12 protein-coding genes and 1 tRNA gene are annotated in these 13,257 nt (G+C 72.1%); 6 read left to right on the top strand and 7 right to left on the bottom strand.

What is annotated here, in order from left to right; translation table 11 throughout:
* Positions 1–98 precede the first annotated feature (98 nt).
* From AB7F12_RS04550 to AB7F12_RS04540, 3 genes are all read left to right on the top strand, one after another.
* The gene (locus AB7F12_RS04550) at positions 99–308 is read left to right on the top strand and encodes a hypothetical protein (RefSeq protein WP_428499430.1); all 210 of its coding nucleotides are present in this window, start codon (positions 99–101) and stop codon (positions 306–308) included.
* Positions 309–457: 149 nt separating this feature from the next.
* Entirely contained in the window at positions 458–814 is a 357-nt protein-coding gene (locus AB7F12_RS04545; protein WP_428499429.1) for a WhiB family transcriptional regulator, read from the top strand.
* 51 nt (positions 815–865) lie between these two features.
* Complete coding sequence (locus tag AB7F12_RS04540) at positions 866–1,129, top strand: hypothetical protein (RefSeq protein ID WP_428499428.1); 264 nt, start codon at positions 866–868, stop codon at positions 1,127–1,129.
* Positions 1,130–1,290: 161 nt separating this feature from the next.
* Here the strand turns inward: AB7F12_RS04540 and AB7F12_RS04535 are convergent, their stop codons facing one another.
* Both AB7F12_RS04535 and AB7F12_RS04530 read right to left on the bottom strand, forming a co-directional pair.
* Entirely contained in the window at positions 1,291–2,664 is a 1,374-nt protein-coding gene (locus AB7F12_RS04535) for an ABC1 kinase family protein (RefSeq protein ID WP_428499427.1), read from the bottom strand.
* Positions 2,625–3,668 (bottom strand): hypothetical protein, encoded by a 1,044-nt coding sequence (locus AB7F12_RS04530; protein WP_428499426.1) that lies wholly within the window; start codon positions 3,666–3,668, stop codon positions 2,625–2,627. Before AB7F12_RS04530 ends, AB7F12_RS04535 begins: the two co-directional genes overlap by 40 nt.
* 228 nt (positions 3,669–3,896) lie before the next feature.
* On the opposite strand from AB7F12_RS04530, the gene AB7F12_RS04525 reads away from it, so the two are divergent.
* Positions 3,897–4,433 (top strand): M48 metallopeptidase family protein, encoded by a 537-nt coding sequence (locus tag AB7F12_RS04525; RefSeq protein WP_428499425.1) that lies wholly within the window; start codon positions 3,897–3,899, stop codon positions 4,431–4,433.
* A 46-nt stretch (positions 4,434–4,479) separates the two neighbouring features.
* Here the strand turns inward: AB7F12_RS04525 and AB7F12_RS04520 are convergent, their stop codons facing one another.
* Positions 4,480–6,003 carry a zinc-dependent metalloprotease gene (locus AB7F12_RS04520; RefSeq protein WP_428499424.1) on the bottom strand — a complete coding sequence of 508 codons (1,524 nt, stop codon included), beginning with the start codon at positions 6,001–6,003 and terminating at the stop codon, positions 4,480–4,482.
* A 292-nt stretch (positions 6,004–6,295) separates the two neighbouring features.
* Between AB7F12_RS04520 and AB7F12_RS04515 the strand changes: the two genes are divergently transcribed.
* A complete protein-coding gene (locus AB7F12_RS04515; RefSeq protein ID WP_428499423.1) occupies positions 6,296–9,193 on the top strand; it encodes a UPF0182 family protein in 2,898 nt (965 codons plus the stop codon).
* 276 nt (positions 9,194–9,469) lie between these two features.
* Positions 9,470–9,543, top strand: a tRNA-Met gene (locus AB7F12_RS04510).
* Between the two features lie 16 nt (positions 9,544–9,559).
* On the opposite strand, the gene AB7F12_RS04505 is transcribed toward AB7F12_RS04510, so the two are convergent.
* From AB7F12_RS04505 to AB7F12_RS04490, 4 genes are all read right to left on the bottom strand, one after another.
* The gene (locus tag AB7F12_RS04505) at positions 9,560–10,492 is read right to left on the bottom strand and encodes a histidine kinase (protein WP_428499422.1); all 933 of its coding nucleotides are present in this window, start codon (positions 10,490–10,492) and stop codon (positions 9,560–9,562) included.
* A 121-nt stretch (positions 10,493–10,613) separates the two neighbouring features.
* Positions 10,614–11,219, bottom strand: a complete 606-nt coding sequence (locus tag AB7F12_RS04500) for a TetR/AcrR family transcriptional regulator (RefSeq protein WP_428499421.1) — start codon at positions 11,217–11,219, stop codon at positions 10,614–10,616.
* Positions 11,220–11,249: 30 nt separating this feature from the next.
* Positions 11,250–11,930, bottom strand: coding sequence for an ABC transporter ATP-binding protein (locus AB7F12_RS04495; protein WP_428499420.1), 681 nt, complete (start codon positions 11,928–11,930; stop codon positions 11,250–11,252).
* On the bottom strand, positions 11,927–13,054 hold the full coding sequence (locus AB7F12_RS04490; RefSeq protein WP_428499419.1) for an ABC transporter permease: 1,128 nt from the start codon (positions 13,052–13,054) through the stop codon (positions 11,927–11,929). Before AB7F12_RS04490 ends, AB7F12_RS04495 begins: the two co-directional genes overlap by 4 nt.
* Between the last annotated feature and the right edge of the window lie 203 nt (positions 13,055–13,257).

The following is a 13,257-nucleotide window of genomic DNA, read 5'->3' as shown; positions in this document are numbered from 1 at the left end:
TAAATAGGTTGTGCGCCCCGCGGGGGCGCTTCTAAAGTCGATGGCACCGGTCGGGACAACTCCCGTCGGACCGCCTGGACGCGCGAAGGAGGTGCCCCGTGAACACGATCATGACGATCGGCGGCCTCGGCACCTCCGCTTGCACCGGCACCCGCATCAGCGGTGTCCGTCTGCGTATCGCGGAGCAGGGCGTCGTCGCGCGAGCGTACCCGCAGCACGTGCTGCCGGTCGTGGCTCGTGTCGCGCTGCCGAAGCTCGTCGACAACAGCACAGGTGTGTCCGCATCCGGGCGTCGCTACCGAACGTAGGTACCGACTCCTCAAGGCCGAGTCTCGTCGACAAGGGCCGCGGAACCCACCACCTGGGCTCCGCGGCCCTTTTCGTGTGTTCATCTCGATTTTTCGACACCGATCACATCTCTCACCAGGAGGTAGTGGTGCTAGTGAGATCAGCTCCGTTGGACGCCGGAGCGGTCACCCCCGACCTGGCAGGCGGCGACACCGCCGCCGGCGTCGGGACGTTGCTGGACGCGGCCCCGGCCGCGGGTCTGGACCTGCCCTGCCGTTCCGGCGACGCGGACCTCTGGTTCGCGGAGTCGCCGCTGCAGCTGGAGCAGGCCAAGGCGTTGTGCGGCGGCTGCCCGATCCGGACCGAGTGTCTGGCGGGAGCCAAGAGCCGCGAGGAGCCCTGGGGGGTCTGGGGTGGGGAGATCTTCGAGCGTGGCGCGGTGGTCCCGCGCAAGCGCCCGAGGGGCCGCCCCCGCAAGACCGACCTGGAGCGCGACCGCCGGTACTACGCGGCCGTCGGCGCCTGACCGAACACCCCGCACGTCCCCCGCACACCCCGATCACAGAGGAGAGCCGAGATGAACGACCTCCAGCCGGCAGTCGCCGTGTCCCCCCAGCAGCCCGTGACCGAGACCCGGCGACCGGCCGGCACCACCGAGGGAACCACGATGCTGATCCACGAAGCCCTGGCCCGATCGCGAAGGCAAGAGGCAGAGGAGCAAGCCCGCCGCTACCGGCTGGTGCGTTCCGTCGCCGCGGGCCGACGCTGGGCGAAGCTCGCTCGATACGCCGAGCAGCGCGCCCGGCGCAGCGCAGAGCGCGCCCGCGCCGCCGCCTGCTGACCCGCGGGCCCACGGCGCTCCTGCTACCGGCGCCGTGACGCGACGACGCCCGCCCCCACGACCACGCCGGTCGGGGGCGGGCGTCGACACGTCTCCGGGTCCGGTCCCCCGGCCCCCGGGTCGGCTGGAACGGCACCGACCCGGGCGCGGAACTCCGGAGCTCAGCCCCCGGCGGCAGGAGTGTCGTCGTCGGCGAACAGCTCTGGCTGCCAGTGCGAGACGATCCCGCGCAGCGGCACCTCGGCGCCCAGCTGGCAGAGAATCCCCAGCGTGCCGAGCGTGACCCGGTGCACCAGCAGGTACTGCGGCGGCAGGTTGAGCAGCCGGCCGGTGTCGAACTCGGGGCTGCGCAGGTCGCCGACGCGCTCGGCCTGGCTGCGCAGCCACTCCCGGCTGAACCGGAACGTGGGCGTGTCGAGCGGGTCGGTGAACGGCGACAGGTACGCCATCGCCTCCTCGGCGGTCACGGCCGTGTTCGACCGGACGAAGCCCTCCTCGACCATCAGCTCCATGAGGTCGGCGGGTCGCCGCTGCAGCGCGTAACGCGTCATGATCGTCAGCGGCCGGGGCAGTCCCTCGGGCAGCCGCGCGACGGCACCGAAGTCGAGCACGAGCAGCCGGCCGTCGTCGATGACCTGGAAGTTGCCCGGGTGCGGGTCGGCGTGCAGCAGACCCAGCCGTGCCGGCGCGGAGTAGTGGAACTCGGCGAGCAGGACCCCCGCCTGGTCGCGGCGTTCCTGCGTGCCACCCCGGATGATCGACGACATCGGGGTGCCGGTCACCCACTCCGTCACCATCGCCCGCGGCGCGGACGCGACGACCTTGGGCACCCGCACCTTGTCGTCGCCGTCGAACTCGGCGGCGAACCTCCGCTGGTTGTCGGCCTCGTCGCGGTAGTCGAGCTCCTCGACCATCCGCTCGCGCATCTCCTCGATGAGCGGCTTGATCTCCATGCCCGGCGCGAGCGGCTGCAGCAACCGGCTCATGCGGGAGAGCTGCCGCAGGTCCGACAGCACGGCCTCCTCGGCCCCCGGGTACTGGACCTTGACGGCGACGTCGCGCCCGTCGTGCCACACCGCCCGGTGCACCTGGCCGATGCTGGCGGCGGCGGCGGGAGTCTCGTCGAACTCCTGGAACCGGCTGGGCCAGTTGCGCCCGAACTGCTCGGCCAGCATCCGCTGCACCTCGCCGAACGGCATCGGCGGCGCCGCCGACTGCAGCTTCGTCAGCGCCTCCCGGTAGGGCTCGGCGAACTCCTCCGGGACGGCCGCCTCGAACACGCTCAGTGCCTGGCCGAACTTCATCGCGCCGCCCTTGAGCTCGCCGAGGACGGCGAACAGCTGCTCGGCGCTCTTGGCCATGAGCTGCGCGGAGATCTGGTCGGCGTCGCCACCCACGAGCCGGCGGCCCCAGCCCGCGGCGGCCCGCCCGGCGACGCCGAGCGGCAGCCCGGCCAGCTTGGCAGTCCGGGACACGGTCCGTCGGGGGATGTCGGTCACGCCTCGATTGTCCCCCGAGCAGGCCCCGGCGCGCATTCAACGGCCCGGTGCGCCCGGTGACCGGCGTCCGGGACGCGGTGGGCGCCGCCCGCCGAGCACGGGCAGCCAGGATGCCGTGACCAGCGCCGACGTGCGACGACAGCGGCGGCGACGTCGATCTCGACGGTCGCGCCGAGCGCCGCGGGCGGGTCCAGCGTGCCGTCCGTCACGGCCAGCGCCTGCGCGGTGGCCATCCCGATCGTGGCGACGACGGTCGGGGCGTCGGCGGCCGCGCGCAGCCGGGCGAGGCGCGGCGCCAGGCGTCCCCACTCCGGGTCGCGGTCGGCGCGGTGGCGGTCCAGACACTCCAGGCAGGCGCTGCGACCCGGCAGCACCAGCGGCCCGACGACGCCGTGCCCGTCGCGGGTCCGCGCCTGCAGGTGCGCGACACCCGCCGCGACCAGGCCACGGACGGTGACGGGATCGGAGGCCGCGGCGTCGGCGAGCACCACGAGGTCCGGGGTGGACCGGACGGGCAGCCGCGTCCGCACGCCCGGTGCGACCCGCCGCGAGGCGTCCGCGGCGGCGGCTGCGCGGGACCGGCCGCGGTCCCGGTCGACGTAGCCGGTGCCGACGTCGGCGCGTTCGACGACGCCCGCGGCGGCGACCTCGACCGTCCCGACCCCGGCCGCCGCCAGCCCGCACGCCACCCCGACGGCGATCGCGCCGTCGCCCTGCACCCGCACCGCCGCCCCCGCGCGCCTCCGCGCCGTCCGCTCGGTCCCGTCGGCGTCGACGACGGCCCCGCACGCCAGCAGGTCGACGACCATCGCGACGGCCTCGGCCGGGTCGGCCCCCGCCGCGACCGCGCGGGCCAGCACCCGGTCGCGGCGCGCCGGGCGGGTCAGCTCGTCGAGCAGCGCCGCCAGGGGAGGGGACAGCTCGTCGACGACGACCGCCGTCCCGGGCGCGAGCCCCACGACGCGGGTGCCGGGGCCGCGCTCGAGCAGCGGCCTGTGGGGGTCGACGACGAGCACCGTGGGCAGCTCCGATGAGGTCACGGCCACGATGGTGGCGCCACGAACCGTCCACGCGGGGCAGATCCGCGCAGCTCGTTGCGGGTGCGACCCGCGCGGCGCGGCCGACGTGCGGCCGACCGGCGGCGTCGGGCTTAGACTTCCGACATGGCGGGACCCTCAGCCGTCGAGGTCCGGAGGAGCGACCGGCGTCGGCGGATGGTGAGTGCCCGGCGAGAAGGCGACACAGTCATCGTCTTCATCCCGGGTTGGATGAGCGAGTCCGAGGAACGACGCTGGGTGGACGAGATGGTCCGCCGCCTCGAACGTAGCGAGGCCAGACGTCGCTCACCGGCGCGCACGGGCAACGACGCGTTGCTGCGGCGCAGCCTGGAGCTGTCCCGTCGCTACCTCGGTCCCGACGCGGTGCCGACGTCGGTGCGCTGGGTCGCGCCGATGCGCACCCGGTGGGCGTCGTGCACACCTGTCGACGGCACGATCCGCGTCAGCGAGCGGTTGCGCGACGTGCCGGGCTGGGTGGTCGACTACGTGCTCGTCCACGAGCTGGCGCACCTGCTCGTGCCCGGGCACGACGACCAGTTCTGGGAGCTGGTGCGCCGCTACCCGCGCACCGAGCGCGCCATCGGCTACCTGGAGGGGCTCTCGGCCGCGGCGGGGCTCGGGTTCGTCGGTACCGACGGTGACGACGCGCCCGGCGACACCGAACCGGACGCCGAGCTCGACGGGGACGTCGGTGGGCTCGAGGGCATCGCGGCGATCGACGACGAGGGGGAGTCCGCGGCGGGCTGACCCCGCCGCGGCAATGCCGGTCGGTGCCGCCGGACAGTACTGCCGGTCAGTCCTTCGCCGGCCCGTCGTCGTCCTGCTCGGCGTCGTCCTGCTCGGCGTCCCCGCCGGCGGTGTCCTGCTCCCGCTGGGCCGCCTCGCGCCGCTCGGCAGCCTCCTTGGCCGCGTCCATCGCCGCGTCGTTCTCACGGTCGCGCTGGAACTGACGCTCGATCTCGGCGATGGGGTCGGTGTCGTCGGAGCCGGCGACGAACCCGGCCGGGTCGTCGAGGTCGTCGGCCGTGGGGACGAGGTCGGGGTGCGCCCACAGCGCGTCGCGCCCCTCGGTGCCGCGCTGCTCACCGAGCAGCTTCCACAGCTCCGCCGCCGCGCGCAGCCGGCGTGGCCGCAGCTCCAGCCCGACGACCGTGGCGAACGCCTGCTCGGCCGGGCCACCCGACGCGCGCCGGCGGCGCAGCGTCTCGCGCAGCGCCTCCGCGCCGGGCAGCCGCTCGCCGACCGCCTGCGCGACGACGGCGTCGACCCAGCCCTCGACGAGCGCGAGCAGCGTCTCCAGCCGCGCCAGCGCGGCCTTCTGCTCCGGCGTCGTCTGCGGCTCGAACATGCCGCCCTGCATGGCCTCCTGGATCGACTCCGGGTTGGAGGGGTCGATCGACGAAGCCAGCTCCTCGATGCGCGAGGTGTCGACCGAGATGCCCTGCGCGTACTGCTCCACCGCGCCGAGCAGCCGCTCCTGCAGCCACGGCACGTGCGTGAACAGCCGCTGGTGGGCCGCCTCGCGGGCGGCCAGGAAGATCATGACCTCGTTGGCCGGGCGGTCGAGGCCCTCGGTGAACTTCTCGATCGCCTCGGGCAGGAGTGCCGCCGCGCCCGCCGGGCCGACCGGGAAGCCGATGTCGGTGGAGGTGAGCACCTCCGCGGCCAGCTCGCCGAGGCCGTTGCCGAGCTGGCTGCCGAAGGCGAGCCCGCCCATCTGGCCGACCATCGCGAGCATCGGGCCCGCCGCCTGCTTGGCCTGCTCGGGCAGACCCTCCACCCACGCGCTCGACACCCGTCGCGCGACGGGATCGCACATGCGCTTCCACGTCGGCATGCTCGACGTCACCCAGTCGGTGGGCGTCCACGCCACGGCCTCCGACGAGGCGGCCGGGAACTCCGTGGCCTCGTCGAGCCACAGCTGGGCCAGCGCCACCGCGTCGCGGACGGCGCTGCGCTGGCCGTCGGTGAGCGAGGACGTCTTCTGCGCCAACGCCTGCGTCGCGATCTGGGCGGCGAGGTCGTAGTTGACCGGGCCGTCACCGCCGGCGCCGCTCTGGGCATGGCTCAGCATCTGCCCGAGCTGGGTGAGCATCTGGCCGAGCTGGCTCATGTCGAAGCCGCCGGCGCCACCGGCCCCGGGCATCCCCGGGAAGCCACCGGGCATGCCGGGGAACCCGCCGGGCGGCATGCCCGGCAGGTTGCCGAAGCCGAACGGGTCCTGGGGCCCCTTGGGCTCGGAGCCCTCGCCGTCGCCCGGCCGGTCGCGGTCCTTGTCGCGGTCGTTCGGTCCGAAGCCGAAGGGGACGTCGCTCATGTCACCACGGTACGCGGACCCGGCGCCCCCGGTGATGTGGATCGTCGCTGTTCGCGCACAGCGTTGCCGATCCGGGCGGGTCCCGGGACGAGAACACCTCGCTTCGGCCACAGATCCGAATTGTCACGATTTGCCAACGCGCCCCGGGAAACGGGAACCACACGCCCCTTCCGTAGAGTTGGCACGTCAGGGCGCGCCGTCCATGCGGCTGCCGGCGACTCTCGCGTTGTCGCGGCCATCGGGCCGGCGCGCGCCCGCGGCAGTTCGCCTTTCGACGTCAGGAGCGTGACCCGTGGCCATACGGCCCCCAGCGGCGGTGCCATCGATACCTCGCCGCCCCCGGATCCTGCTCATCATCGCGGCGATCGTGGTCGTGCTGTTCCTGGGCGGTTCCCGACTGATCGACTTCTACGTCAACTGGCTGTGGTACGGCGAGGTCGGCTTCCGCTCGGTGTTCTCGACGGTGCTGTTCACCCGCACCGTCCAGTTCGTGCTGGGAGGCCTGCTGATCGGCGGGCTCGTCTGGCTGTCGATGTGGCTCGCCTACCGGTTCCGGCCGGTGTTCGTACCCGTGTCCGGCCCCGAGGACCCGATCGCCCGCTACCGCACGGTGATCATCCAGCGGCTGCGGCTGTTCGCCATCGCCATCCCGGTCGCCGTCGGCCTCATCGCGGGCCTCGCCGCGCAGACCGACTGGCAGACCGTGCAGATGTTCCTGCACGGCACGTCGTTCGGGATCACCGACCCGCAGTTCGGCAAGGACGTCAGCTTCTACACGTTCGACCTGCCGTTCTACCGCCTCCTGCTCGACTGGGTCATGGTCGGCGTCGCCCTCTCGTTCGTCGCCGCGCTGATCACCCACTACCTGTTCGGCGGCATCCGCCTCGCCGGCCGCTCCGGCCAGATCTCCTCGGCCGCGCGCGCCCACCTCGCGTCGCTCGCCGGTGTGTTCGTGCTGCTCAAGGCGCTCGCGTACTTCTTCGACCGCTACGAGCTGCTGTTCTCCGACCGCAACCCGAACTTCAACGGCGCCACCTACACCGACCTCAACGCGGTGATGCCGGCCAAGCTCATCCTGCTGTTCATCTCGCTCATCTGCGCCATCGCGTTCTTCGTGTCGATCTTCCGGCGCAACCTGCAGCTGCCCGCCATCGCGCTCGTGCTGCTCGTGCTGTCCAGCGTCCTGGTCGGTGCGGCGTGGCCCGCGATCCTGCAGCAGTTCGTGGTCGGCCCGAACGCCAACGAGCGCGAGGCGCCGTCGATCTCGCGCAACATCGAGGCGACGAGACAGGCCTTCGGCCTCACCGACGACAAGGTCACCGTCGAGGCGTACTCGGGGACGTCGACGGCCACCCCGGCCGCGGTGCGCGCCGACACCTCGACCATCCCGAACATCCGGCTGCTCGACCCGGCGAAGCTGACCAAGACGTTCACGCAGCTCCAGCAGCGCCGTAACTTCTACGGCTTCCCGGACAAGCTCGACATCGACCGGTACACCGTCAACAACGAGCGCCAGGACTACGTCGTCGCGGCTCGCGAGCTCGACAGCAGCGGCCTCGTCGGCAACCAGACCGACTGGATCAACCGCCACCTCGTCTACACCCACGGCAACGGGTTCGTCGCCGCGCCGGCCAACAAGGTCAACGCCGCGCTGGAGGACACCGGTGGCCGCGGCGGCCTGCCCGAGTTCACCGTCAGTGACACCTCGACCAAGGGCGCGATCGACGTCACCCAGCCGCGCATCTACTACGGCGAGCTGATCAAGGACTACTCGATCGTCGGCGCCGAACCCGGTGCCGCCCCCCGCGAGTACGACTCGGACAGCCAGCAGTACACCTACACCGGCAAGGGCGGCGTCTCCCTCGGGAACTTCTTCAACCGCCTCGTGTTCTCCATCGACAACGGCGAGATCCGGATCCTGTTCAACGACTCGATCAACGACGAGTCGAAGATCATCTTCAACCGGGACCCGCTCGACCGCGTCAAGAACGTCGCGCCGTGGCTCACCGTCGACGGCGACCCCTACCCGGCAGTCGTCGACGGCAAGATCCAGTGGATCGTCGACGGCTACACGACGCTCAAGCAGTACCCCTACGCCCAGCAGGTCCCGCTCGGCGACGCCACGCGCGACAGCCTGCAGGGCGGCGTCCAGCGTCTGCCCGACACGAACGTCAGCTACCTGCGCAACTCGGTGAAGGCCACCGTCGACGCCTACGACGGCACCGTCACGCTCTACGCGTTCGACGAGACCGACCCGGTGCTCAAGACGTGGGAGAAGGTCTTCCCCGGCACCGTGCAGCCCGGCTCGGCCATCAGCCCGGCCCTGCGTGAGCACTTCCGGTACCCCGAGGACCAGTTCAAGGTCCAGCGCCAGCTGCTGACCCGCTACCACGTCACCAACCCGGGCGAGTTCTTCTCGACGGTGTCGTTCTGGGACGTTCCCTCCGACCCGACCGTGCAGGGCAACACCGGCTCCGGTCAGGAACCGCAGCCGCCGTACTACCTGCTCGCGGGCCTGCCCAACCAGGAGGGCGCGTCGTTCCAGCTCACCAGCGCGCTCGTGAGCCTGCAGCGACAGTTCCTGGCGGCCTACATGACGGCCGACTCCGATCCGGAGAACTACGGCAAGATCACGATCCTGCAGCTACCCGCCGACACGCAGACACTCGGCCCGCAGCAGGTGCAGGCGCAGTTCCTCGGCTCACCGACCGTGTCGCAGGAGCTCAACCTGTTGAGGCAGAACCAGACCACGATCGACTACGGCAACCTGCTGACGTTGCCCGTCGCCGGCGGCCTGCTCTACGTCGAACCGGTCTACATCGAGAGAGCCGGGCAGGACTCCTCCTACCCGCAGCTGGCCAGAGTGCTGGTGAGCTACGGGGGCAGGGTGGGTTACGACGCCAACCTCGCGACGGCGCTCGACCAGGTGTTCGGCGCCGGGGCCGGTGGCGGCGTGACGCAGGGTGGCCAGGGCACCCCGCCGCCGACCGACACGGGGACCAACCCGCCGCCCAACCCGGGCGCGGGCGGAGGCAGCAACCCGGCTGCCGCCGCTGCCGCGGCGGAGATCTCGCAGGCGCTGGCCCAGCTCAAGTCGGCCCAGCAGTCCGGTGACTTCGCGGCCCAGGGCCAGGCACTCGCCGCGCTCGACGCCGCCGTGAAGAAGTTCCAGGCGGCCCAGGGCGGCTGACGCCCCACCGACCGACGCCCCGTCCGGCTCCACGCCGGGCGGGGCGTCGTCGTCTCCGGCGCGGCCGGATCGGGTGTGACCGGAGACACCGGAGCCGGATTCGGGGTGCCGAGAGCCCGGCAGACGCTCGCGCGGCGGATCGCCGCAGATCAGAGGCCGGAAGGTGGAGTTGCACCCCGGGTGCGGGAACGTTTCCGGCGGGTGTACTGTTCTACCTACAAGAGCAACACGGCAGTACAAAAGAACAGCAACACAGTGGTTCAAACACCACAGCGGCGCGGGGTGGAGCAGCTCGGTAGCTCGCTGGGCTCATAACCCAGAGGTCGTAGGTTCGAATCCTACCCCCGCTACAACGTCGAAAGGCCCTCAGGACATCGTCCTGAGGGCCTTTCGCATGTGGTCAGTAGCGCGGCGGCAGGGCGAGGTGCGGCGGCGGTCGGTCCCGGGCCGCGCCCGGTGCGACCCGCCTGCGTCGAGGGGTCGCGGACGCAGTCGTCCGGTCAGGACACCCGGTCCAGCCGGCGGACGGCGAGGGCCCCGCAGGCCACCGCGACCACCGCCAGCGAGGTGACGGCGACGACGTCCGTCCCGGCGCCGATCCAGGGTGAGCGAACGGCGTCGACGAGCAGGCCCGTGGGGGTCCGGCCCGGTGCTCTCGATGACCCGCAGCGCCTCGGCGGCCTCGGCAGGGCGGGAGTCCAGCAGGTGCGCACCCACTCCGGCCCGCACGGTGATCACGCTCATCGCGTGGGCGACGACGTCGTGCAGCTCGCGGGCGATGCGGACCCGTTCGTCGGCCACCGCGCGGTCGGCCAGCTCGTGTCGCGCCCGCTCCAGCGCCACCGTCCTGGCTTCCAGCTCCTCGGCGCGGGACCGCCGGTCGGTGAGTGCCACCCCGAGGGCCCACACCACCACGAAGACCGTTGCGGCGTAGCCGATCTCCGACTCCGGCGCCTGCCAGAGGAGCGCGGCGACGATCATCCACATCGGTGCGAGGAGCCCGAGCGCGCGCAGCCACAGCGGCCGGTCCCACGCGCCCACCGCGAACATCGCGGCGACCGCAGGCAGCGACTGCAGCAGGTGCGGTTCGTGTCCGAGGCCGATCCACGCCGGGTAGGCGATGGCGAGGACGAGAAGGACGACGAGGGGGTTGCGGCGCAGCAGGAGCAGCGGCAACGTGTTGAGCGCCAGCAGCGGCAGTCCCTGCGCGTCGAGATCGCCCAGGCGCCACGCGGTGAGCGCGAAGACCGCGGTGAGGGCGGCGGCCGCCACCACCAGGGGCCGGGACAGACCTCTCATGGCGGCTGACCCTAGCCCGGATTCCGTCGCCGGTTCCGCCTGTCGTGCTCCGCGCCGGGTGCCGACCGTCCCGGATCGTGTCCCTGTCGGTGCCTGCACGCCGCGGGGTGTGGCGGCGCGGTCAGGAGCCGTTCGACGCCCCGGTGGTGCCGTCCCGGCGCACTGTCAGGTACGGGCGGAGGAGGCGGCCGAGCAGCGCGAGCGCGGCGTCGCCGCCGTCGGCGCCGATGTCCTGGCAGGCCCGCAGGATGGTGGCGTTGATCAGTTCGGCCATCCGCTCGGGTTCCGGTTCGCCGAGCAGCCGCAGCGAGTCGAGCAGGGGTTCGCGGAGCCGGGCGTGGTGCTGCGAGCTGTGCTCGCGCAGCACTGCCGGCTCGATGAGGGTGCGCAGGGCCTTCGCGACCGTCTGCTCGGGACCGGTGAACAGCGCGACGTTGGCCTCCACGTAGGCCCACACCCGGTCGGCGGGGGTCGCTGCCGCGTCGACGTGGTCGAGCACCCGGGCGGTCCAGGCGGGGAAGACGTCGGCGACCACGCCGAGCAGCAGCGCGTCCCGTGACGGGAAGTACTGGTAGACGCTGGGCCTGGCCAGTCCGATGCGTGCGCCGGCGGCGGCCAGTGACGGCGCTTCTCCGGTCTCCTCGAGAAGTGCCCGTGCCGCATCCAGGATCGCCCGTTGCCGGCGTTCGCGGTGTTCAGCGACGGTCGGGGCCTGGATGCGGGGCACGGGTACCTTCCCGTCAGGAGGAGGGCCGGGTCACGTCAGGGCGGGGTTCTCCTCGGTCAGCTTGCCGTCGACCATCTCGAACACGCGGTCGCAGTGGCGCAGCACGTCGTGGTCGTGCGTGACGACAACTGTAGCCATTCGGGACCGGTGGGTCTCGTCGGCCAGCAGGGCGAGAACCTCGTGGCTGCGCCGGCGGTCGAGCGCGGCGGTCGGTTCGTCGACGAGCAGCACCCGGGGCCGGGTGACGAGGGCGCGGGCGATGCCGATCCGCTGCCGTTCCCCACCGGAGAGCTGGTGGGGCCTGCGGTTCGCCCTGTGCTCCATGCCGACCTCGGCGAGCAGCTCGCCCGGGTCGCGGGGGTCCTCGACCCGGCCGAAGGTCAGCGGCAGGCGCACCTGATCGATCGCGGTCAGCGAGGGGATCAGGTTGTTGCTCTGGAAGACGTAGCCGATCCGCTCGCGCCGCACGCGCGCCCGCACCCGCTCCGGCCCGGCCAGGTCGACGCCGTCGATCAGTACCCGGCCCTCGTCGGGAACGGTGAGCCCGCCCGCGACCGCGAGCAGGCTCGACTTGCCCGCGCCGGACGGGCCGACGACGGCGATGATCTCGCCCGGCTCGACGTGCACCGACACGCGATCCAGCGCGGTGGTCTCGTCCTCCCCGTCTCCGTGGCGCAGCGTGACCTGCTCCACCAGCAGTCCGGTGTTCATCGGTTGCCTCCGAGGGCGGTGAGGGGGTCGACCTTGGTGATGCGCAGCACGGCGACGGTCGCTCCGATCATGCCGAGCAGTACCAGGAGGAAGGAGGCGACGGCGATCGCGCCCGCGTCGAGCGCGAACGGCATCGGCGTGGCCGACAGGGCGGCTCCTGCGGCGACGCCCACGCCGACGCCGACGCCGGTGGAGACGACGAGCAGGACCAGGGACTGGAGCAGGCTGTCGCGGAGCACGTACCGGGTGCTGGCACCCATCGCGCGCAGCACCGCGATCTCCGGTTTGCGCTGGATGACGAGCACGGTGAAGAACGCGCCCACGACCAGCGCGGAGATCGCGTACAGGAACCACTGGATCATCCCGAGCGTCGCGGTCTCGGCGGTGTAGCCGGGCGAGGCCGCGAAGGACTCCTCCAGCGTCCACGAGGTCGTCCCCGCTGCCTCGTCGCCGGCGGCGAGGTCGGTGTCGGAGTCGGCGCGGACGGCGACGGCGGTGATCTCGCCGTACGCGTGGGCGGGGACCTGGGCGTCGGGGCCGGCTCCGACCCGAATCTCCTGCCAGGTGCGCAGCGGGACGTAGGCGACGTCGACGTGACCGAAGGTGTGCTGGCCGTCCAGCACACCCACGACGGTCAGCCGGGTCCCGATGCGGTCGAGGGTGACGGTGTCGCCGAGTCGGACACCTGCGTCGATCGCGGTGGCGCTGACGACGATCTGGTACGGGTCCGTGCCGAGCCGGGTGCCTTCTGCGGCGTCGGGAGCGATGAACGACCCGGGTTCCACCCCGAACAGGGCGAGGTCGATCTCGGTCCCGTTGCTGGACTTGGCGTTGACCAGTGCGTTTCCGAAGGGCGCGGCGTCGGTGACGCCGTCACGGTCCGCCCACTTGTCGGCGGCGTCGAGATCGACCACGCTGCGTGAGAAGGCGGAGTCGGTGGCCACGTCGCGCTCGAAGGCCAGCGAGGTGACGGGCAGCTTCTGCAGCCCGGAGACGCCGTCGTTGACCAGGCCCACCGACAACCCGGACAGCAGCACCATGAGGACCGCGATGAGCCCGACGACCGCTCCCATCAGGGCGAATCGGCTTCGGGCGAAGACCAGCTCTCGTACGGTCAGGAACATCGGCTGCACCACGGACTTTTTCTCGACACCATGTCGGCAACTTTAGCCATGGTGGCCGGGGGGCTCGACGAGAGGTTCGACACCGGACATTTCGGACTCGTGAACGCGCGCGTCCGGACTGCGGCACCATGGGCGCGGGGCAGTTCCCGACGTCCTGTTGGTATCCTACCTGCAGCGACCGAAATGTTCGGTTCGTGTCGTTC

Origin of the sequence: Pseudonocardia sp. (genome assembly GCF_050250275.1) — a bacterium.
GTDB lineage: Bacteria > Actinomycetota > Actinomycetes > Mycobacteriales > Pseudonocardiaceae > Pseudonocardia.
Note: the sequence above shows the minus strand (reverse complement) of the source record. Positions and strands in the feature narration are given on the sequence as shown.